This is a genomic window from Microbacterium sp. P5_B6 (genome assembly GCF_056400345.1).
Genome location: NZ_JBFULL010000005.1, coordinates 14,756 through 35,752 on the forward strand (window position 1 = coordinate 14,756; position 20,997 = coordinate 35,752).

Genomic DNA, 20,997 nt, shown 5'->3' on the forward strand with positions numbered 1-20,997 from the left:
CGGGCAGAAGCCCTAGGAGTCGTCCTTGCCGAATCCCCGGCGAGCCGCGATGTCTTCGGCATCGGCCTGCGAGGCGATCACCTGGGTGTCGGTGATGTCGTGCGCCACGACGGTCGCGGTCGTCACGGCGGTGGCGCCCGGCGAGCGCCGCAGCCTCTTCTCCGTGAGGTAGGCCGCGTACGACAGCAGGAGGCACATCGAGATGTAGATCGCTCCCGCCACCATCGCTGCCGGAATCAGCGGTGACCCGTACAGAGCGTTGGATCCCAGAGTCTTGGCGTAGTAGAGCAGCTCCGGGTAGGTGATGATGAAGCCGAGCGCCGTGTCCTTGAGCGTCACGACCAGCTGCGCGATGATCACCGGCATCATGGCCCGGACCGCCTGCGGCAGCAGGACGAGACGCATGACGCCCGCTTTGCGGAGCCCGATCGCGTAGCCCGCTTCGCCCTGTCCGCGCGGGAGCGACTCGACCCCGGCGCGCAGGACCTCGGCGAGCACCGAGCCGTTGTACGCGATGAGCGCTATCACGACCGCCCAGTAGCTCGGCATCTTGACGCCGATCACGGGAAGGCCGTAATAGAGCAGGATCATGAAGATCAGCACGGGAACCGCACGCAGCACCTCGATGATCCACGTCGCCGGCACCCGCACCCACGCATGGTCGGACAGGCGGGCGATGGCGAGGACGAAGCCGAGGATGATCGCGCCGACGGCAGCCACGCCGAACGCGGCGAGGGTGCGGGCGGTAGCCAGTGCGAAGCCCTGCCAGATCGCGCCGTAGGTGAAGACGTTCCACTTCGCGGCGGAGAACTGGCCGGTGACGATGAGCCGCCACACGACGAAGCCGAGGACTGCGAGCACCACCAGGATCGTGATGACTCCGAGGATGCGGTTGCGGACGATCGCCTTGGGGCCGGGGACGTCGTACAGGACTGAACTCATCGCGCCACCCTCCACTTCTTCTCGAGCACGCGCTGCAGCCATCCCAGGAGGAGCACCAGCACGACGAAGACGACCATCACCCACAGGATCGTGACCATCTGGTTCTCGCCGTTCTCGCTCATCTCGGCGCGCACGTTGCCGAGGTTGAACACGGAGAAGCCCGATGCGACCGTGGTGTTCTTCAGCAGTGCGATCAGGACGCTCATCATCGGCGGGATGACGGACCGCGTCGCCTGCGGGAGCACGACGAGCGACATGACCTGGCCGAAGGTGAGTCCGAGCGCCCGCGCAGCCTCGGCCTGACCGACGGGCACGGTGTTGACACCGGCCCGGATCGCCTCGGCGACATACGTCGCGGTGTAGATCCCGAGCGCGATGATCGCGAGCACCGTGAAGTTGACGCGGAAGTCGACGAGCAGCGGGATGCCGAAGGCGAAGAAGAAGAAGATCAGCGTGAGCGGGGTGTTGCGGACGGTGTTGACATAGACGGCTCCCACGGACCGGGCGATCGGCACGGGCGACACGCGCATGGCCGCGACGATGACCCCGAGGATGATCGCGATCACGCCGCCCGCGAAGAACAGGAGCAGCGTGCCCCACAGCGCCCCGACCCACAGGTCCGGGTAGTCGAAGATCTGGTTCACCGCACTCCTCGCATCAGGTGCCGGTGGCGGCGCCCTCGCAGGCGCCGCCACCGGGTCGTGTCACTGGGCCGCGTCGACCTCGGGCTGCTCGCCCGAGACCCCGGACGCACCGAGGTTCTTGTCGAAGATGGCCTGCCAGATGTCGCCGCCATCGGTGAACATCGTGTTGATGTGCTCCTGGAGCGCGGTGTCGCCCTTGGCGATCCCGACCCCGTAGCGCTCCTCGCTGAACGGCTCGCCGACGACCTTCAGGTTGTCGGGATCCTGAGCCGCATATCCGATGAGGATCGCCTCGTCGGTGGTGACCGCATCCACCTGTCCGCTCTTGAGCTGCTCGACGCACTGCGAGTAGGTGTCGAACTCGGTCGTCGTCGCCTCGGGGTGCTCGTCCTTGATCCGCTGGATCGAGGTCGATCCGGTCGCGGAGCAGACGTTCTTGCCCTCGAGGTCGTCGACGCTCTCGATGTCGCTGTCAGCGGCTACGAGCAGGCCCTGGCCGGTGATGAAGTACGGCCCGGCGAACGAGATCTGCTCTTTGCGCTTGTCGGTGATCGAGTACGTGCCGACGTAGTAGTCGATGTCGCCGTTGATGATCGCCTGCTCGCGGTTGGCGGACGGGATCGACTGGAACTCGATCTTGTCCTCGTCGTAGCCGAGCGAAGCGGCGATCCAGCGCGCCACGTCGACGTCGAAGCCCGAGCGCTCGTTGGTCGTGGGATCGAGATATCCCAGGCCCGGCTGGTCCTCCTTGACGCCGACCTTGACGCTGCCGCGCTCGGTGATCGCATCGAACGTCGGGCTGCCTTCGAGCTGTACGTCTTCGGCGACGGTGAACCAGGTGCTGTCTTCCTCGCCGCCGCTGCTGTCACCTGTAGGTGAGCCGGCCGGCGAGCCGCTGTTGCACGCCGTGAGGGCGAGGAGAGCCGCGGCCGTGATGCCGAGCCCTGCGATGATCCGTGACTTTCGCATGTTGTACTCCTTGCTTCGCATGTGATTGCTTGTTCCGAGTCCGACATCTGGACCCGTCCGGATGCGCTGTGGTGCGGGCTCGGCGTCCTTTCTCGAGCGAGATGGGCGAGGGGTCAGTGAGTCAGGAGCTTCGAGAGKAAGTCCTTGGCGCGCGCGCTCTGCGGATTCGTGAAGAACTGCTCGGGGATGGCCTCTTCCACGATCTGGCCGTCGGCCATGAAGACCACACGGTCGGCCGCCTTGCGGGCGAAGCCCATCTCGTGGGTGACGACGATCATCGTCATCCCGTCCTGCGCCAGGCTCACCATGACGTCGAGGACTTCGTTGATCATCTCGGGGTCCAGCGCACTGGTCGGCTCGTCGAACAGCATGACCTTCGGATTCATGGCGAGAGCGCGCGCGATGGCGACGCGCTGCTGCTGACCGCCGGAGAGCTGCGCCGGGAGCTTGGAAGCCTGCTGGCCGACCCCGACGCGGTCGAGGAGCACCTTGGCCTCGCGCTCGGCATCCGCCTTCTTGAGCTTTCGCACCTTCATCGGCCCGAGCGTCACGTTGTCGAGGATGGTCAGGTGCGCGAACAGGTTGAAGGACTGGAAGACCATGCCCACGTCCGCCCGCAGCTCAGCGAGCGATCGGCCCTCTTTCGGCAGTTCCTTGCCGTCGATGGCGATGGTGCCGCTCGTGATAGTCTCGAGTCGGTTGATCGTGCGGCACAGCGTGGACTTGCCCGATCCGGACGGACCGATCACCACCACGACCTCGCCTCGGTTGACCGTCAGATCGATGTCCTTGAGGGCCTGGAAGTCGCCGTAGTGCTTCTGCACGTTCGACACGACGACGAGTGGATCACCGCGTCGCACGTTGATGTTCGACGTTTTGGGAGCCGGATCATCGAGTGTGGCCATAACGGCACCCTAGGAGGGCGGCGGGATGCTCTGCCAGGTCTTGCGAGGACCTTTACCTACCTGTAACAGTGGCCGGCTGGTCAGACGACGGGCTCTGCGCGCTGCGCGAACGCGCTTTCGTAGAGGCAGACGCTGGCCGCCGTGGCCAGATTGAGCGACTCGGCGGACCCGTAGATCGGCAGCCGGAGCGAGAGATCCGCGAAGGCGAGTGACTCGGCGTCGAGGCCCCGTGCCTCGTTTCCGAAGAGCCAGGCCGTGGGCTCGGCGAGGATCGCGCGCTGCCCGAGGAAGTCCTCGCCCCCGACGTCCGCCGCGACGACGCGGAGGCCGGCCCCATGGGCACGCTCGACCGTGGCCGCGAGGTCGGCGCCCACGGCGACGGGCAGGTGGAAGAGGGATCCGGTGGTGGCCCGGACGACCTTCGGGTTGTAGAGGTCCACTGTCCGGCCCGTCAGAATGACGGCGTCGGCGCCGGCCGCATCCGCCGCCCGGATGATCGTGCCGAGGTTGCCCGGGTCGCGCACCTCCTCGCAGATCGCGATGAGCGTCGGCGACGACGCGAAGACCTCTCGGATCGAGGTGGGCGACTGCCGGGCCACGCCCACGATGCCCTGCGGCGTGACCGTGTCGGCCATCGCGTCCAGCACCGCCTCGGTCGTGAATTCGATCTCGAGGCCGGCCTCAGCGGCGGCCTGGCGGATGTCGGGATGCCGCTCCATGGCCGTCGGCGTGGCGAACAGCTCGATCAGCGTGTCGGGCCGGTAGCGCAGCGCCTCGCGAGCCGCCTGAGGGCCCTCGAGAAGGAAGAGACCGGTCTCTTCTCGCGCACTGCGCTTGACCAGCTTCGCGACGGCGCGGACACGCGGCGAGCGCGGATTCTCAAGCACGGATTCAGCATAGAGGCGCAGCATCCGGTTCTCGACGCTGACCAGGCATGCGAAAGGGCGCTCCCCTCGCGGAGAGCGCCCTTTCGGAGCAGATGCCGAGACTACGCCTTGGGGGCGTTCACGTTCTCGGGGAGCGCCTTCTTGGCCGTGGCGACGAGCGAGGCGAAGACGGCCGGCTCGTTGACCGCGAGCTCGGCGAGCATGCGACGGTCGACCTGGACACCCGCGAGGCCGAGGCCCTGGATGAAGCGGTTGTACGTGATGCCGTTCTGGCGGCTCGCGGCGTTGATGCGCTGGATCCAGAGGCGGCGGAAGTCGCCCTTGCGCTTGCGACGGTCACGGTACGCGTAGACGAGCGAGTGGGTGACCTGCTCCTTCGCCTTGCGGTAGAGGCGCGAACGCTGCCCGCGGTAACCGGAGGCGCGCTCGAGGATGACGCGACGCTTCTTGTGGGCGTTTACTGCCCGCTTGACTCTAGCCATTTCGTTTGATTCCTATCTTGCGTCGGCGCGGGTCAGCGGCCGAGGAGCTTCTTGGCCTGGGCGGTGTCAGCCTTGGACAGAACCTGGTCCTGGTTCAGGCGACGCGTACGCTTGCTGGCCTTGCCCTCAAGGTTGTGGCGCATGCCGGCCTGCTGCTTCATCAGCTTTCCGCTGCCGGTGATCTTGAACCGCTTCTTGGCACCCGAGTGGGTCTTCTGCTTCGGCATCTTTCTTCCTTCGTTGTGTGTCCCGCCCAGGCGGGAGTCGTATCCCGCTGGGCGGGGGTCTGTGGGGCGTTACTCGGCCGGGGCCGACACGCTCTTCTTGACGGCTGCCGGGGTGGGAGCCGGTCCGGGCTTCCTGACCGCCGCCGGGGTGGGAGCGGGAGTCGCTGCGCTCTTCTTGGCAGCCGCCGGGGTGGGGGCCGGTGCGGCCGGAGCCGGTGCGGGCGTGGTCTTCTTTGCAGCCGGTGCGGCCGGAGCCTTGGCGGCCGGGGCCTTGGCGACCGGAGCCTCCGGAGCCTCGGCGACAGGAGCCTCGGGAGCCTCAGCAACAGGAGCCTCGGGAGTCTCGGTGGCCGGAGCCTCGGCGACCGGAGCCGGAGCAGCCGGAGCCTCAGCAACAGGAGCGGGAGCAGCCGGAGCTTCCGCAACAGGAGCCGGAGCCGCTGTGGTCAGGTCGTCGTCGTCGTCAGTCGGTGCCAGGCCGCCACGGGCTGCGCGAGCCGCCTCCTTGTTGGCCGCGCGCTGAGCATTCTGCTCGGTCTTCACGTCCGACTTGTTCTTGTGCGGCGCCACGACCATGACCATGTTGCGGCCATCGATCGTGGGGTTGGATTCGACCGTGCCGAAATCCGCGACGTCCTCGGCGAACTTGCGGAGGAGGCGCACACCCTGCTCGGGACGCGACTGCTCGCGACCGCGGAAGAGGATCATGGCCTTGACCTTGTCGCCGGCCTGCAGGAAGCCCTCGGCGCGCTTGAGCTTGGTTATGTAGTCGTGAGCTTCGATCTTCAGTCGGAACCGGACCTCTTTGAGGACGGTGTTCGCCTGATTGCGACGCGCTTCCTTGGCCTTCTGCGCAGCCTCGTACTTGAACTTGCCGTAGTCCATGATCTTGACGACGGGCGGTTTCGAGTTGGGGGCCACCTCGACGAGATCAAGGTCGGCTTCCTGAGCCAGGCGCAGCGCCACCTCGATGCGGACGACGCCGACCTGCTCACCCGCGGGTCCGACGAGGCGGACCTCGGGGACGCGGATGCGGTCATTGGTGCGGGGATCGCTGATGCGGAACTCCTCTTCGTGCGGTTGGCAACCCCACAGCACGTGTGTGCCGTGAGCGAAGAGAACTCATCCAACCCGCACGACGCTCGAGCGCCGGCTCTGCACCCTGACCCGTTCGACGCTCTGCATCGCGGGCTGCCCCTTCCGCAAGCGGTCGGGGTGGAGTGCGTGACCCGGTAGCCTTGAGCGGCAAGCGCGGGTGGGATGTAATCCTCTTTCGGTCCGAAGCAGAACGCTCCGGAGCCCGCACAAGTCTAGCAGAGAGAGCGGCGTGGACACGATTCGAGGCACCCAGGGCGATTCGACGGCTACCGATGGGAGCACGGATGCCGAGCGCCTCGCCCGCTGGGAGGAGCAGGAGCAGGCAGCGGCATCCGCCACCCGGGACATCGCCGACGTGCCGGCGGTCGAGGTCATCACGACAGCGGCGGTGCACCTGATGAGCGCAGCCGCCGTCAAGGTGGGGCTCGCCGACGACCCCGGCAATCAGACCGACCTGGACGAGGCTCGCAAGCTCATCAACGCCCTCGCCGGCCTCATCACCGCCGGTGCTCCGGAGATCAGCGACATGCACGCGCGCTCGCTCCGCGACGGACTGCGGTCACTGCAGCTCGCCTTCCGCGAGGCATCCGTGATTCCCGATCCGATCGGCAAGGGCCCGGGCGAGAAGTGGACGGGTCCCGTCAACTGAGGCGCGCCCCGCTGTCCCCGATCCCCAGTTCCGCTGCTCCCCGCGCGACGGCGTCGACCGTGCGCCGGACCGCCTCGCCATCCGTGCCTCGATTGCTCACGGCGAAGCGAACGACCGTGCGCCCGCGCCAGGTCGACGACGAGGCCCACACGGTTCCCTCGGCACGCAGCCACTCCCCCAGCGCCGCCGTCTGACGGTCCTCCGCCGCGGCGAGGCACACCTGGGTGAAGACGACCTCGTTGAGCACCGACAGCCCGGGAATGGCGCGGAAGCCGTCGGCGAGGGATGCTGCGGCATCCGTCAGTCCGTCGACCAGCGCCGCCACACCCTCGCGCCCCAGTGTGCGCAACACAGCCCAGACCGGCACTCCGCGAGCCCGGCGGGAGAGCTCGGGAACGCGGTCATAGGGGTCGGAAACCGACTCCACGCTGGGCAGATACTCCGCGTGGGCGCCTAACGCACCGGTCATCGCCGGTTCGTCGCGCACGATCGCCAGGCCGCAGTCGTAGGGGACGTTCAGGGTCTTGTGAGCGTCGGTCGCCCAGGAGTCGGCGTCGGCGAGCCCTCGGGTCAGATGTGCCAGCCGGGGTGTGGCGGCCGCCCACAGGCCGAAGGCGCCATCGACGTGCACCCAGGCACCTGCCTCGCGAGCGACGGCGATCGCGCCGGCGAAGTCGTCGAAGGCACCCGAGTGGACATCGCCGGCCTGCAGCGCGACGATGGCGGGCCCTTCGCCCTCGCCGAGCGCGCGGGCGAGCCCTTCCACGTCGATGCGGCCCTCGGCGTCCGCTCCCACCGTCACCGGCGCCCCGAGGCCTGCCATGCGCCCCGCCAGCACCGCCGAGGTGTGGACGGCATCGCCCGCGAGGAAGCGGATGTGCGGAGCGGCCTGGAGGCCTTCGACAGGATCATGACCGCTGCGGCGGATGACGGCATCCCGCCCCGCGATCAGGCACGCGAGATTGGCAGAGGTGGCGCCCGTCGCGAAGCCGACACCGCTCTCGGCGGGGAGGTGAAGCAGCTCGAGCAGCCACCGCGCCGCCGTCTCTTCGACGGCCGCGGTCGCCGGAGTCGGCTGGCGTGATCCGGTGTTCTGGTCCCACGCCGACACGAGCCAGTCGGCGGCGATCGCGGCCGGGTAGGCACCGCCGATCACGAAGCCGTAGAACCGGGGCGAGCCCATCGCCATGAGTCCGGGGGCTGCGGCATCTGCCAGCTCTTCGATGACGGATGCCGGGTCCATGCCGGAATCGGGAAGCTCCTGAGTGAGGCGGGCGAGGATGCTGTCGACGTCGAGGTCGGGCCGCACCGGCCGCTCGGGCAGCGAGTGAAGCCAGGACCGCGCGTGCCGGTAGGCGCCCTCGAGCGCCGGTCCGTATTCGTCGTCGCCGCTGGTGTGGTCGATCATGCCGTCCTCGCTTCGCGGGTCGCTCCGGGTCGGGCGCCGGTGCCCAGCCGAATCCTCCGCCCGCGGACCGACGCCCGCAAGAGGCGGGCGTGCGGCGAGGATGACCGAGATGCCGCAGGATCCGGCGGCCCGGCGGCGGCGCGCACGCGCCACCGCCGTTCTCAGCCCCGGACGAGCTTGACGGTCAGGGAGTCCACGAGCACGGCGATGCGATCGTCTGCGGCCCAGCGCTTGGCCAGGCGACCGAGCACCGTGTCGAGTTCGGCTCTGTCGAGGCCGGGCATGAGTTCGAGCCGGACGATGAGCTCAGGACCACGCAGCCGCCCGGAGGGGTCGCCCGGTGCGACGGCGAGGTCGAGCACGGCGAGCTCGGCGCGGGTGGTCTCCTGCAGGCCGGCGAACACCTCGGGGGACGTGAAGCTCGGTTCCCAGGGGATGCCTTGTGCGATCGCCCAGACCGCCGGGCGGCGCAGGACGAACTCCGTCTCGGAGCCGGGGTCGATGACGATGAGATCGGTGTCGTCGTCTGCGGCTGCGACAGCGGTGCGGGCGCCATCGGCGGGCACGGGTCGTGCGGCGGCATCCCACTGTGCAAGCGCAGTCACCGAGGTGAACACGGGAAGCACCCGCCGGCCGTCGGGTGCCGCCACGGTGACGATCGAGAGCTCCTGCGTCTTGTCGACGGCGAGGCCGTGTGCGCCGATCCCCTCATCGCCCTTGGCGGCGACGAGCGGGATCAGCAGACGTGCGGAACGGTACGCCTCGACGATCTCGATCTGACCGCCCGTGCCCTCGCGGAACGCCCTCAGCGCTGCGAGCAGGCCTGGATCGGCAGATCCGTCATCGCTCGCATGGCGGTTGGGCTCGAAGCTGCGGCCCGCCCAGGGGACGCCCGCGGAGTCGGCGCGATGGTCGCCGTGCGGATCACCCTCCGGGTGCGGGTGCGCGTCGCCGTCAGCGTGCGGATCACCCTCCGCGTGCGCGTGCGCATCACCCTCAGCGTGCGCATCACCCTCAGCGTGCGCATCGTCGTCCCGATGCGCGTGCGGGTCAGTCGCCGGCGACATCCAGGGCCTCGGCGAGCGTGAACGCGCCCGCGTACAGCGCCTTGCCGACGATCGCGCCTTCGACGCCGAGGTGGACGAGCTCGCGAAGCGCCGCGATGTCGTCGAGGCTGGAGACGCCACCGGACGCCACGATCGGCTTGGGGGTGCGCGAGGCCATCTCGCGTAGGAGCTCGATGTTGGGGCCGCGGAGAGTGCCGTCCTTCGTGACATCGGTCACGACGTAGCGGCTGCAGCCGGCCTCTTCGAGGCGGTCGAGCACGGTCCACAGGTCTCCGCCGTCGCGCGTCCAGCCCCGGGCGGCCAGCGTGGTGCCCCGCACGTCGAGACCCACCGCGATGACATCGCCGTAGCGACCGATCACGTCGGCGGCCCACTCCGGATTCTCGAGCGCGGCGGTGCCGAGGTTGATGCGCGCAGCGCCCGACTCGAGCGCCGCCTCGAGCGTCGCATCGTCGCGGATGCCGCCGGAGAGCTCCACCTGCACGCCCTTGACCTGCTTGATGACCTTGCGCAGGATGCCGGCATTGCTGCCGCGGCCGAAGGCGGCGTCGAGGTCGACGAGGTGAATCCACTGCGCGCCCTGGCGCGCCCACTCGAGGGCGGCGTCGACGGGATCGCCGTAGTTGGTCTCGGTGCCGGCCTCGCCCTGGGTGAGCCGGACGGCCTTCCCATCGGCGACGTCGACGGCGGGCAGCAGAATCAATTCGGGCCGGGAGGCGAAGTCAGTCATGAATCCTCGGTGCGTATTCGTGGCCGCGGGACGATTCCCGCGAGAGGCACGATCTCAGAGGTTATCCCTGCCGAGGCCGTCGATCCAATTGGCGAGGAGACGGATGCCCGCCTGACCCGACTTCTCGGGGTGGAACTGAGTGGCCGAAAGCGGTCCGTTCTCGACCGCCGCGAGAAATGGACCGGCACCGTAGGAGCACCAGGTGAGCGTCGGCTCGGGGAAGGGCGGCTGCACCTCCAGGTGCCACTTCTGCGCGGCGAAGGAGTGGACGAAGTAGAAGCGCTCGTTCTCGATCCCCTGGAAGAGTCGAGTGCGTTCGCCGGTCTCCACGGTGTTCCAGCCCATGTGCGGGAGCACGGGGGCGTCGAGCTCGGTCACCGTTCCCGGCCATTCGCCGAGGCCCTCGGTGTCGACGCCGCGCTCCACACCGCGCTCGAAGAGGACCTGCATCCCGACGCAGATGCCCAGGACCGGGCGGCCGCCGGCCAGCCGGCGGTCGATGAGCTCATCGCCGCGACTGGCGCGCAGCGACTGCATGACAGCGTGGTACGCGCCGACGCCGGGCACGACGAGACCGTCGGCATCGAGGATGAGGGACCGATCCGACGTCAGCCGGGCGTCGGCTCCCGCGGCGTCGAGAGCTTTGACGGCGGAGTGCACATTGCCCGACCCGTAGTCGAGCACGGCGACGAGCGGTCTCGTCACAGCGCGCCCTTCGTGCTCGGGATGCCTTCCACGAGCGGATCGAGCGCCTTGGCCTCGCGGAAGGCGCGGGCGAAGGCCTTGTATTCGGCCTCTGCGATGTGGTGGGGGTCGCGCCCCGAGAGCACGCGGACGTGGACGGTGAGGGCGGCGTTGAAGGAGATCGCCTCGAAGGTGTGGCGCACGAGAGAACCGGTGAAGTGCCCGCCGATCAGGTGGTGCTCGAAGCCCGTCGGCTCGCCCGTGTGGACGAGGTAGGGCCGGCCCGAGATGTCGACGACCGCCTGCGCCAGTGCCTCATCGAGCGGCACCAGCGCATCTCCGTAGCGGGAGATGCCCGACTTGTCGCCGAGCGCCTGGCGGATGGCCTGCCCGAGCACGATCGAGATGTCTTCGACGGTGTGATGGGCGTCGATCTCGGTGTCGCCGGACGCGCGAACGGTGAGATCTGTCAGTGAATGCTTGGCGAACGCGGTCAGCAGGTGATCGAAGAACGGAACGGTCGTGTCGATCTGGCTGCGGCCCGTCCCGTCGAGGTCGAGGTCGAGCTCGACGGTGGACTCGCTCGTCGCGCGGCGGAGCGACGCGGTGCGTGCGGTCATGGCGCCGAGTCTATCGACGCGAGGGCGTCGAGGAACGCCGTCGTCTCGTCCTCGGTGCCCGCCGAGACGCGCAGGTGGTGAGGGATTCCGACGTCGCGGATGAGCACGCCGCGGTCGTAGAGCGCCTGCCACGTCGAGGGCGGATCGTCGACGCCCCCGAAGAGGACGAAGTTCGACCAGGATTCGTGCGGCTGGTAGCCCAGCGCGTCGAGCGTCGCGGTGATGCGGTCGCGCTGCTCGACGATGTCGTCGACCATCCGCAACATGATCGGGGCGTGGCGCAGTGCGGCGATCGCGGCCGCCTGCGTGAGCGAGCTGAGGTGGTAGGGAAGGCGCACGAGGCGCAGCGCGTCGATGAAAGCGGGATCGGCGGCGAGGTACCCGACTCGAGCCCCGGCGAACGCGAACGCCTTGCTCATCGTGCGCGAGACGACGAGGCGCTCGCGTCCTGCCAGAAGCGTGAGTGCCGAGCGCTCCTCGTGCGGGGCGAACTCCTGGTACGCCTCGTCGACGATCACCACGCCGTCCGTCGCGTCGTAGACGGCCGCGATGACATCGAGTCCGAGCGGAGTGCCCGTCGGATTGTTCGGTGTGCAGAGGAAGACGACATCCGGTGCGGCGTCGGCGACTTGAGCGGCAGCGTCCTCGGCGGTGAGGGTGTAATCGTGAGCCCGCGTGCCGGCGATCCACGTCGCCCCGGTCGCGGCGGTCAGGATGGGATACATCGAGTACGTCGGCCCGAAGCCGAACGCGGTGCGCCCCGGCCCGGCGAAGGYCTGCAGGATGTGCTGGAGCACCTCGTTCGAGCCGTTGGCAGCCCAGATCTGATCGGACGTCAGCCCGTGGCCGAGATAGTCCGCGAAACCCTCGCGCAGGGTGGTGAACTCCCGGTCGGGATAGCGGTTGACGTCTCGGAGCGCTCGCGCGATCGAGTCGAGGATGTCATCGGCCACCTCCTGAGGCACCGGGTGGGTGTTCTCATTGACGTTGAGCGTCACGGGAAGCGCTGCTTGCGGTGCGCCGTAGGGGATCTTGCCCCTGAGGTCGTCGCGAAGGGGAAGCTGATCGAGGCGAACGGTCACCCCTCCCATGGTAGAGCGCCCAGGGATCAGAGGTTTCGGGTTCAGCGGACCGGCGCGTACTCCGCCGGGATGGCGAGCTGGGCGCCCGCGGAGACCGTGACGCCGTCGAGCGCGTTGAGGCGGACGATCGCGTCGACCACGTCTCGTGGGTCTGCGGACGGCGCGACCTCTTGGGCGATGGACCACAGCGACTCGCCGGCAGTGACGGTCACCGTCGTGAACGAAGATGAGCCGGCGCCGGCCTCACGCGACGCGAGGGCAGCGGAGGACCCGCCGATGATGGCGGCGCTCAGCGCCACGATCGCCGGGATGGCCGCCACGATGGCGATCACGCGACGACCGCGTGTCGTGAGTCGAAGACGCGTGCTGGACCGTGCCGAGGCCGAGAAGCCGGGGGTCGTGATGGCGATCGCAGTCATGGGGTCCTCCTGATGAGAAGAGATTCGCATCCGCCCCTCGGCCGGGAGCGGCGAATGCGAATCTTCATTCCGAAGTTATCTTCGATAGAATGGGATGTCAAGGCCTGATTCGGAGGCCGGAACGTCGAACGCGACACGCGCAGAGAATGCCGCGCGACCCCTCGACGACCGGATACCGTTTCGATGGAGCCACCCCACCACGGGCCTCCGACATTCGAAGGGACTGCCCTTCGAAACCGCGAGAACAGGAGCCGCACATGAGCGACGCGATAGGACGCGACCGGCCTCAGACCCGCCGCCGCAAGAGCCTGAGCGACAAGCAGCTCGCGATCCTCGAGGTGATCCAGCGCTCCATCGCGCGTCACGGCTATCCGCCGAGCATGCGGGAGATCGGCGACGCCGTCGGACTCAAGTCGCTGTCCAGCGTGACGCACCAGCTCAACCAGCTCGAGCTGAGCGGCTACCTCCGCCGTGATGCGGGGAAGACGCGGGCGATGGAGGTGCTCATCGATCTGCCGGGCACCGCGACCGAGAATCCCGCCGACACGGCGCCGTCCGTCGGCGACGCGGCGCTCGTGCCCCTGGTCGGGCGCATCGCCGCCGGCGTCCCGATCACGGCCGATCAGCAGGTCGAGGAGGTGTTCCCCCTCCCCCGGCAGCTCGTGGGCAAGGGCGATCTGTTCATGCTGAAGGTCGCGGGCGAGTCGATGATCGACGCCGCCATCTGCGACGGCGACTGGGTCGTCATCCGCTCGCAGGCGACCGCCGACAACGGCGACATCGTCGCTGCGATGCTCGACGGCGAGGCGACCGTGAAGACCTTCCGGCAGCGAGACGGCCACACGTGGCTGCTGCCCCGCAACTCGGCATTCGAGCCCATCCTCGGCGACGACGCCACGGTGCTCGGAAAGGTCGTCGCGGTCCTCCGCGCGGTCTAGCGCGGCATCGCCCACGGCGGGCGACGACTTCGCGCGCCCAATGGCCAATCGCGTGGTCGGCTGGGCAGAATAGCCCCAAGGCGCGGGTGGCGCGCCTCTGGAGAGGTGTGACATGACCACGTCCGAGATCGACGACCTGCGCGCCGAAGTAGATCGGCTGCGCACCGAGAACGACACCCTGCGCACGGTGCCGGCCGACGCCGCAGTCCCACCCGCGCAGCGCCGATCTCCGGGAAGGTGGAGGGCGTTCGTCTCCGCGCTGGTGATCGTGATCGCGACGCTTCTCGTCCCGCTCTCGATCGTCTCCGCCTGGGCGCGCGTGCAGCTGGTCGACGAAGACGCCTTCGTGGCGACGCTGGCGCCGCTCGCGGAGGACCCCGCAGTGCAGCAGCTCATCATCGACGAGTCGATGGACGCCATCAACGCGAAGGTGGACTTCAAGGAACTCACCTCGAACGTGTTCGACGGCATCGCCCAGCTCGATCTGCCGCCCCGCGCGCAGGACGCTCTCGCGCTGCTCGCGGCGCCGGCGGCGGCCGGGCTGGAGAACCTCGTGACGACCACGGTGACCCGGGTCGTCGAATCGGATGCCTTCGCGGACGTCTGGGCGACGGCCACCCGCGGCGCGCACCGCGGTCTGACGGCGGCGGCCACGTCGGACGGCGGCGGGGTCGTGGTCCTCTCCGAGGACGGGGTCGGCATCCAGCTGGGGACGATCGTCGAGAAGGTCAAGCAGAACCTCATCGATCGAGGAGTGGGCGCCGCACAGGTGATCCCGGCCGTCGACAAGGTGATCATCATCGGCACGGGCACGGCGCTCGTGACGATCCGCACCGTCTACGCGATCGCCTCGACCCTGGGCTGGTGGCTCCCGGTCATCACGCTCGCGCTGTTCGGACTCGGCATCCTGATCGCCCGCAGGCGGTCCGTGGGGGTGCTCGGCTCGGGCATCGGACTCGCCATCGGCGGTGGCGCGCTGGCGCTCGGCTTCAGGATCGGCGATCCGATCGTCGGGCAGGCCGCGACGCAGCTGGACCTCTCGGTGGCAGGCCTCGACGCCATCTACAGCACCATGGTGGCATCCATGCTGCAGACCGCGCAGATCGTCGCGCTCCTCGGTGTCTTCATCGCGGTGCTCGGATGGTTCATGGGCCGTTCCGCCGCTGCGGAGCGCTCCCGGGGCTTCGTCCGGGGCATCAACGCCTCGGCGCGCCGGGGATTCGCCCTGCGCGGGTTGAACACCGGTGCCTTCGGACTCGCTCTGGCCCGGTACCGGGTGGCCATCCGCGTCGTCATCGCGATCCTCGCCGTGCTCTGGCTGTACTCCCTGCGCCCCCTCTCGTTCGGCGACCTCGTCCTGGTGATCGTCGTCGCGTTCGCCTTCGCGTGGCTGCTCGAGCTGCTGCAGAAGCGTCCCGACGAGCTCGACGGGTTCGCGGCGGAGGGTGAGGCGGCCGACCTCGCCACGGCGGCCGAGGACGCCGCCGAGGACGCTGAGCTCGCCGCACAGGACGCCGAACGGGCGGCAGCCGACGCAGAAGAGGCTGCCGCTGTGCTGGTCGGCGCCAGCGCTCCGCAGGCACAGGGTGCCGCGCTGACCCCGCCCGCCCCGCCCGCACCGCCGGCACCCCCCGCTGCATCGTCCGCACCGCCGGCCGCACCGGCGGCAGTCCGGGCCGAGCCTGTGGACGACGCGTCGGCCGCGGCCCCGGAGGACGCGGCCGACGCAGCCGCCAAGAAGAAGCCCCGGGCTCCGCGCAGCTAGACGGTCGCGCCGATCCCCGCGCGGACGGTGAGCGTCGCCTCGACGAGGTTCTCGAGCGACGCCACCGTCTCGGGGTACGCGCGCGTCTTGAGTCCGCAGTCGGGGTTGACCCACACCTGGCGCAGGGGCAGTTCGTCGACGGCGCGGCGGAGCAGGTCGGCAACCTCGGCAACCGAGGGCACACGCGGCGAGTGGATGTCGTAGACGCCGGGTCCGATGCCGTGCGAGAACCCGGATGCCGCGATGTCGGAGATGACCTCGCCGCGACTGCGAGCCGCCTCGATCGAAGTGACATCGGCATCGAGCGCCGCGATCGCATCGATCACGACGTCGAACTCCGAGTAGCAGAGATGAGTGTGCACCTGGGTTGCGAGCTGCGCGCCAGCGGTTGAGAGCCGGAACGAGTCGACGGACCAGGCGAGGTACGGGGGCTGATCGGCCTTCTTGAGCGGCAGCAGTTCTCGCAGCGCCGGCTCATCCACCTGCACGATGCCGATGCCCGCGTTCTCGAGATCGGAGATCTCGTCGCGCAGCGCGAGCGCGACCTGCTGTGCCGTCTGGGCGAGCGGCTGGTCGTCGCGCACGAACGACCACGCGAGGATCGTGACCGGACCCGTCAGCATGCCCTTCACGGGGCGCTCGGTGAGCGACTGCGCGTACTGCGACCATGCCACGGTGATCGGCGCAGGACGCGACACATCGCCCCACAGGATGGAAGGCCGGGTGGCTCGCGAGCCGTAGGACTGCACCCACCCGTTGCGTGTCACGGCGAATCCCGCCAGGTGCTCGGCGAAGTACTGGACCATGTCGTTGCGCTCCGGCTCGCCGTGCACGAGGACGTCGAGTCCGAGCTGCTCCTGCAGCCTGATCACCGCGGCGATCTCGCTCCGCAGGGCCTGCTCGTATTCGGCAGTGGAGAGCTCTCCGCGGTCATGCTGCGCGCGCAGCCGCCGGATGTCAGCCGTCTGGGGGAAGGAGCCGATCGTCGTGGTGGGAAGCACCGGCAGGTCGAGGGCGGCGTCCTGCGCCGCCACCCTGGTCGCATACTCGCCGCGCTGGATGTCGGCCGTCGTGAGCGTCGCGACACGCTGGCGCACTGCGCTGTCGCGGACGCCGGGTGCGCTCTGCCGGTCGGCGAGGGCTGCGGATGCTGCCGCGAGATCGTTCGCGATCCCCGCTCCACCCTGCTGCAGACCGCGCGCGAGCACGGCAACCTGGCCGACCTTCTGGTCGGCGAACGCGAGCCATGACCTCAGGCGGGACCCCAGGTCCGGCTCGTCCGCAATGTCGTGCGGGACGTGCTGGAGCGACGTGGAGGTGCTCACTGCGACCCCGCCCGCCCCGAGGTGCTGAAGCGCCTCGATCCGCTGCCATGCGCCTTCGAGGTCGCCGCGCCAGACATTGCGCCCGTCGATGACGCCGCCGACGACGATCTTCGTTGACAGTCCGGCCGCCGGCGCGGGGATCGCCCCGCGGCCGAGGTCGATGGCGATCGCCTCGATGGGGGCTGCGGCCAGGGCGCTCCACGCCGCCCCCGACAGCTGCGCGTACGGCGCAGCGACAAGGATCGCCGGGCGCCGGGCAGCGGCTCCGAGCACCGCGTACGCGCGCTCGGCCGCGGCGGCGAGCTCGTCCGCCGGCACGGGCAGGCTCTCACTCACGAGCGCCGGCTCGTCCAGCTGGACCCACTCGGCCCCGGCGGCACGGAGAGCCGCGAGAAGCTCGGCATACACCGGAAGCACGTCGTCGAGGCGGTCGAGCGGGCGGAAGGCGGTGGACCCCTCAGTGCCGGCGACGCCGGCCGAGGCATCCGTCGCCTTCGAGAGTGCGAGCAGCGTCACGGGGCCGACGATCACGGGCCGGGTGACGAAGCCTTGGGCACGCGCCTCAGTGATCTGACGCACGAAGCGATCCGTGGAGAGCGAGAAGACGGTCTCGGGCCCGATCTCCGGAACCAGGTAGTGATAGTTCGTGTCGAACCACTTGGTCATCTCGAGCGGTGCGAGGACTCCGGCCCCGCGCGCCGCGATGAAGTAGGCGTCGAGTCCGATCGAGCCGTCCTCGTCGCGCAGATGGGCGAAGCGCGCAGGCAGGGCGCCCACCGCGAGCGCGGCATCCAGAACCTGGTCGTAGTACGAGAACGACTCGGGGATCGACGAATCGCCGCGACCGAGTCCCAGCTCGACGAGGCGCTCGCGGGTCCCCCGGCGCAGCTCGGCGGCAGTGGTCTCGAGCTCGGCCTCGGTGAGGGCACCCGCCCAGCGCGCCTCGACGGCGCGCTTGAGCTCGCGACGGCGCCCGATACGCGGGTAGCCGAGGATCGTCCCGGTCGGGAAGTCGGGTCGTTGGTCGGTCATCGTGCGGCCTCCAGGTGGCTCGGCTGGGTGAGGACACCGGCGTCGCGCAGGACCGCGAGCACGGTGTCGTGATGGTTGAACGCGTAGAGGTGCACGCCGGGCGCGCCGCCGAGGACGACCTGCTGGACGAGCGCGGCGGCATGGGAGATGCCGCACGCTTGCTGCCCTTCGGGCGTCTGCTCGGCATCGAGAGCTGCAGCGAAGTCGGCCGGCAGCTTCTCCCCGGTGAGCTCGATGACGCGCCGCAGGCGCACGGGCGAGACGATCGGCATGATCCCGGGAAGGATCGGGATGCTGACGCCGGCGCTCCGTGCGCGCTCGACGAAGCCCAGATAGTCGTCGGCGTGGAAGAACAGCTGCGTGATCGCGAAGGTCGCCCCTGCGGCCTGCTTCGCGAGGAGGGCGTCGATGTCCTGGTGCGCGTGCTCCGAGCGGGGGTGCCCGTTCGGGAATGCGGCGACGGCGATCGCGACCTGCTGCCGGCGGTCGACCCGAGCCGCACCCGGCACTCCGGGGATGGACGACTCCGTGTACGGTGCGCGCTCGATCTGGGCGCGCTCGATGAGCTGGACGAGCTCGGCGGCGCTCTCGAGGTCGCCGAGGAAGTGGTCGTCCTCGGATGCGCCGGCGGGCGGATCTCCGCGGAGGGCGAGGAAGCTCGTGATGCCGGCATCCAGGAACTCGCGGATGAGGCGAGCAGCGCCCTCGTAGGTGGTGCCGACGCACGTGAGGTGGGCCAGCGGCTCGACATCCGTGGTCTCGCGGATGTGCCGGACGAGCTCGAGCGAGCGCCCACCGGTGGATCCGCCAGCCCCATAGGTCACGGAGATGAACCGGGGACCGGCCGCGGCCAGGTGACGGATCGTCTCGTGGAGGGCCGCCGTTCCGGCATCGGTGCGGGGCGGATAGATCTCGAACGAGAACGGAACGGCGTCGAGGCTGCTCGTGGGCATGGCGCGCATTTCGGTAGAGGGACGGGAAGGCCGGTCGGCCGCGGCTCGCGCTCCGCTCACGGGGAGGGGCACGTGTCATCGCGGGCGGGTGCCGGGCTCGGCTGTCGCTCCACACCCGGCATGGCCGGGCGTTTCCACCACGGTAGAGCACCGACGCCGTGCATGCGATGCGTGTGACGGACTGTTGCAGCGGTCGAGACCGGGTCGCGCCTTCAGTGGGATGCCCGGCAGGCGTAGCGTGGGGCCATGGACCGCAGCACCCCATACGGTTCCTGGCCGTCACCCGTCACCGCCTCCGCCGTCTCCGCAGCGTCGCCGCGCCTCGAAGGCGCGCGCTTCGTCGGAGACGAACTGTGGTGGGGAGAGGGCGTGCCCGAGGAGGGCGGACGGACCACGGTCAGACGTCGTCGGCCCGACGGCGTGCAGGAGGACCTTCTGCCGCCCCCATGGAACGCCCGGTCGCGCGTGCACGAGTACGGCGGCGGCTCATGGACGGCGAGCGAGGACGGCACGCTGTACTTCGTCGAGAAGACCGATCAGCGCATCTGGTCGCTGACCCCCGGTGATGTTCCGAAGCCCCGGACGGCGGCAGACGACGGCGCCCGGTACGGCGGACTGTCGTGGCAGGAGGGGCGCCTGCTGGCGATCCGCGAGGTCCACGGCGCGACGCCGGTGCCGCGACGCGACGTCGTGACGGTCGCCGTGGACGGTCACTGGAGCGTCGTCGACATGACTGTCGACACGGACTTCGTCGCGCAGCCCGCCCTCTCCCCTGGCGGAACCCACCTGGCCTGGATCGCCTGGAACCACCCCGACATGCCCTGGGATCGCGCCGAGCTGCGCGTCGGCAGGCTCGAGGGCGGAACGGTGTCGGAGTGGACGACCGTCACGAGCGGTGAGACCGCCGCGCTGCAGCCGGTATGGGTCGACGAGGACGATCTGCTGTACGCCGATGACCCCACCGGGCGGTGGAACATCTGGCGGATGCACTTGGACGCGAGCCTCGATCACGAGGACGTCGCCCCCGCGGACGCCGACACGGGCGGGCCGCTGTGGGTGCTCGGGGCACGCTGGTTCGCTCCCCTCGCCGATGGGCGGATCGTCGCCGTCCGGACGAACGGCTCGGACGATGTCGTCCTCATCGACCCGAAGACGGGCGACGTGAGATCGCTCGGTCTCGAAGCCACCGCGAACGCGGTGATCGAGGATGTGTCCGGCATGCGCGTCCTGGTCTCGGCGGCAGGCCCAGCATCCTCTCCGGGAATCTGGCTCGTCGACKTGCAGACCGGGGGTGCCGATCGGATCGTCGGCAGCGAGACGCCCTGGGGACCGGATTGGATGCCGCAGCCCCGGGCTGTGACGTTCGACGGCGACCACGGACCTGTCCACGCATTCGACTACCCGCCGACCAACCCTGAGGCGAATCCGCCGATCGGCGAGCTGCCGCCCTACCTCGTCCTCGTGCACGGAGGACCGACGGCCCACGTCGCCGGCGCGGCATCCGGCAAGATCACCTATTTCACGAGCCGTGGCATCGGGGTGCTCGACGTCAACTACGGGGGCTCGACCGGCTACGGTCGCGCGTACCGCGAGCGCCTGCGCGGGCAATGGGGGATCGTGGACGTCGATGACGTCGCTGCAGCTTCGCGTGGCCTCGTGGCCGAGGGGCGAGCGGATGCCGCGCGACTGGCCATCGAGGGAGGCTCGGCCGGTGGATGGACAGTGCTGGCCGCGCTCGTCGGCACGGACGTCTACAGCGCCGGCATTTCGCGCTATGGCGTCGGCGATGCCCGGGCGCTGGCTGCGCAGACGCACGACTTCGAGGCCCACTACCTCGACGGGCTGATCGGACCGCTCCCTCAGGACGAGAGCGTCTACGTCGAACGCTCGCCCCTCAGCAAGGCCGACCGGTTCCGCGTGCCCCTCCTGCTGCTCCAGGGCGACGAAGACGAGGTGGTGCCGCCCGCGCAGTCCGAGGCGATCCGCGATGCCCTCGCCGCGCGCGGGGTTCCGCACGCGTATGTGCTCTACGAGGGCGAGGGGCACGGCTTCCGGCGTGGCGAGACCGTCGTCGACGCGCTCGAGAAGGAACTCGCGTTCCTCGGCGAGGTGTTCGGGTTCGAGACACCGGACGTGCCGCCCATGACGCTGGACTGAACCGGGGTCCTGCA

Annotated in this window: 20 protein-coding genes and 1 pseudogene; 4 read left to right on the top strand and 17 right to left on the bottom strand. The window is 69.5% G+C overall.

Annotation, left to right across the window (positions count from 1 at the left end; genetic code table 11):
* Positions 1–12: 12 nt before the first annotated feature.
* The 8 genes and pseudogenes from AC1DP3_RS08155 to infC all read right to left on the bottom strand — a co-directional run.
* The gene (locus tag AC1DP3_RS08155) at positions 13–942 is read right to left on the bottom strand and encodes an amino acid ABC transporter permease (RefSeq protein ID WP_477292659.1); all 930 of its coding nucleotides are present in this window, start codon (positions 940–942) and stop codon (positions 13–15) included.
* Positions 939–1,586 (bottom strand): amino acid ABC transporter permease, encoded by a 648-nt coding sequence (locus tag AC1DP3_RS08160; protein WP_477292660.1) that lies wholly within the window; start codon positions 1,584–1,586, stop codon positions 939–941. The genes AC1DP3_RS08155 and AC1DP3_RS08160 overlap by 4 nt, the downstream gene beginning before the upstream one ends.
* Positions 1,587–1,646: 60 nt before the next feature.
* Entirely contained in the window at positions 1,647–2,555 is a 909-nt protein-coding gene (locus tag AC1DP3_RS08165) for a glutamate ABC transporter substrate-binding protein (RefSeq protein ID WP_477292661.1), read from the bottom strand.
* A gap of 113 nt (positions 2,556–2,668) precedes the next feature.
* Positions 2,669–3,460, bottom strand: coding sequence for an amino acid ABC transporter ATP-binding protein (locus AC1DP3_RS08170; protein WP_477292662.1), 792 nt, complete (start codon positions 3,458–3,460; stop codon positions 2,669–2,671).
* Between the two features lie 80 nt (positions 3,461–3,540).
* Positions 3,541–4,347, bottom strand: coding sequence for a TrmH family RNA methyltransferase (locus AC1DP3_RS08175; RefSeq protein ID WP_477292663.1), 807 nt, complete (start codon positions 4,345–4,347; stop codon positions 3,541–3,543).
* A 101-nt stretch (positions 4,348–4,448) separates the two neighbouring features.
* Entirely contained in the window at positions 4,449–4,829 is a 381-nt protein-coding gene (gene rplT / locus AC1DP3_RS08180) for a 50S ribosomal protein L20 (RefSeq protein ID WP_477292664.1), read from the bottom strand.
* Positions 4,830–4,861: 32 nt separating this feature from the next.
* Complete coding sequence (rpmI, locus tag AC1DP3_RS08185) at positions 4,862–5,056, bottom strand: 50S ribosomal protein L35 (RefSeq protein WP_477292665.1); 195 nt, start codon at positions 5,054–5,056, stop codon at positions 4,862–4,864.
* Positions 5,057–5,485: 429 nt separating this feature from the next.
* Positions 5,486–6,151, bottom strand: a pseudogene (gene infC, locus AC1DP3_RS08190) (translation initiation factor IF-3); the annotation flags it as partial.
* Positions 6,152–6,383: 232 nt separating this feature from the next.
* Here infC and AC1DP3_RS08195 point away from each other — a divergent pair.
* Positions 6,384–6,803, top strand: a complete 420-nt coding sequence (locus AC1DP3_RS08195) for a DUF1844 domain-containing protein (RefSeq protein ID WP_477292666.1) — start codon at positions 6,384–6,386, stop codon at positions 6,801–6,803.
* Here the strand turns inward: AC1DP3_RS08195 and AC1DP3_RS08200 are convergent.
* The 7 genes from AC1DP3_RS08200 to AC1DP3_RS08230 form a co-directional block, all read right to left on the bottom strand.
* Positions 6,796–8,211 (bottom strand): pyridoxal phosphate-dependent decarboxylase family protein, encoded by a 1,416-nt coding sequence (locus AC1DP3_RS08200; RefSeq protein WP_477292667.1) that lies wholly within the window; start codon positions 8,209–8,211, stop codon positions 6,796–6,798. The two genes, AC1DP3_RS08195 and AC1DP3_RS08200, sit on opposite strands and share 8 nt — an antisense overlap.
* Before the next feature lie 161 nt (positions 8,212–8,372).
* On the bottom strand, positions 8,373–9,278 hold the full coding sequence (locus AC1DP3_RS08205; RefSeq protein WP_477292668.1) for an SseB family protein: 906 nt from the start codon (positions 9,276–9,278) through the stop codon (positions 8,373–8,375).
* Entirely contained in the window at positions 9,262–10,008 is a 747-nt protein-coding gene (priA, locus tag AC1DP3_RS08210) for a bifunctional 1-(5-phosphoribosyl)-5-((5-phosphoribosylamino)methylideneamino)imidazole-4-carboxamide isomerase/phosphoribosylanthranilate isomerase PriA (RefSeq protein ID WP_477292669.1), read from the bottom strand. Before priA ends, AC1DP3_RS08205 begins: the two co-directional genes overlap by 17 nt.
* Positions 10,009–10,062: 54 nt before the next feature.
* Entirely contained in the window at positions 10,063–10,713 is a 651-nt protein-coding gene (hisH, locus tag AC1DP3_RS08215) for an imidazole glycerol phosphate synthase subunit HisH (protein WP_477292670.1), read from the bottom strand.
* Positions 10,710–11,312: an imidazoleglycerol-phosphate dehydratase HisB gene (gene hisB, locus AC1DP3_RS08220; protein ID WP_477292671.1), complete on the bottom strand. Its 603-nt coding sequence runs from the start codon at positions 11,310–11,312 to the stop codon at positions 10,710–10,712. The genes hisH and hisB overlap by 4 nt, the downstream gene beginning before the upstream one ends.
* Positions 11,309–12,403: a histidinol-phosphate transaminase gene (locus AC1DP3_RS08225; RefSeq protein WP_477292672.1), complete on the bottom strand. Its 1,095-nt coding sequence runs from the start codon at positions 12,401–12,403 to the stop codon at positions 11,309–11,311. The genes hisB and AC1DP3_RS08225 overlap by 4 nt, the downstream gene beginning before the upstream one ends.
* Before the next feature lie 32 nt (positions 12,404–12,435).
* Positions 12,436–12,813, bottom strand: coding sequence for a LysM peptidoglycan-binding domain-containing protein (locus AC1DP3_RS08230; RefSeq protein WP_477292673.1), 378 nt, complete (start codon positions 12,811–12,813; stop codon positions 12,436–12,438).
* A 257-nt stretch (positions 12,814–13,070) separates the two neighbouring features.
* Here AC1DP3_RS08230 and lexA point away from each other — a divergent pair, with 257 nt between their 5' ends.
* Entirely contained in the window at positions 13,071–13,751 is a 681-nt protein-coding gene (gene lexA, locus AC1DP3_RS08235; protein ID WP_477292674.1) for a transcriptional repressor LexA, read from the top strand.
* A gap of 112 nt (positions 13,752–13,863) precedes the next feature.
* Entirely contained in the window at positions 13,864–15,516 is a 1,653-nt protein-coding gene (locus tag AC1DP3_RS08240; protein WP_477292675.1) for a hypothetical protein, read from the top strand.
* Here the strand turns inward: AC1DP3_RS08240 and metE are convergent.
* Both metE and AC1DP3_RS08250 read right to left on the bottom strand, forming a co-directional pair.
* The gene (gene metE / locus AC1DP3_RS08245; RefSeq protein WP_477292676.1) at positions 15,513–17,873 is read right to left on the bottom strand and encodes a 5-methyltetrahydropteroyltriglutamate--homocysteine S-methyltransferase; all 2,361 of its coding nucleotides are present in this window, start codon (positions 17,871–17,873) and stop codon (positions 15,513–15,515) included. The two genes, AC1DP3_RS08240 and metE, sit on opposite strands and share 4 nt — an antisense overlap.
* A complete protein-coding gene (locus tag AC1DP3_RS08250; protein ID WP_477292677.1) occupies positions 17,870–18,826 on the bottom strand; it encodes a methylenetetrahydrofolate reductase in 957 nt (318 codons plus the stop codon). Before AC1DP3_RS08250 ends, metE begins: the two co-directional genes overlap by 4 nt.
* A 246-nt stretch (positions 18,827–19,072) precedes the next feature.
* Here AC1DP3_RS08250 and AC1DP3_RS08255 point away from each other — a divergent pair, with 246 nt between their 5' ends.
* Positions 19,073–20,983 carry a prolyl oligopeptidase family serine peptidase gene (locus tag AC1DP3_RS08255; RefSeq protein WP_477292678.1) on the top strand — a complete coding sequence of 637 codons (1,911 nt, stop codon included), beginning with the start codon at positions 19,073–19,075 and terminating at the stop codon, positions 20,981–20,983.
* Positions 20,984–20,997: the final 14 nt, after the last annotated feature.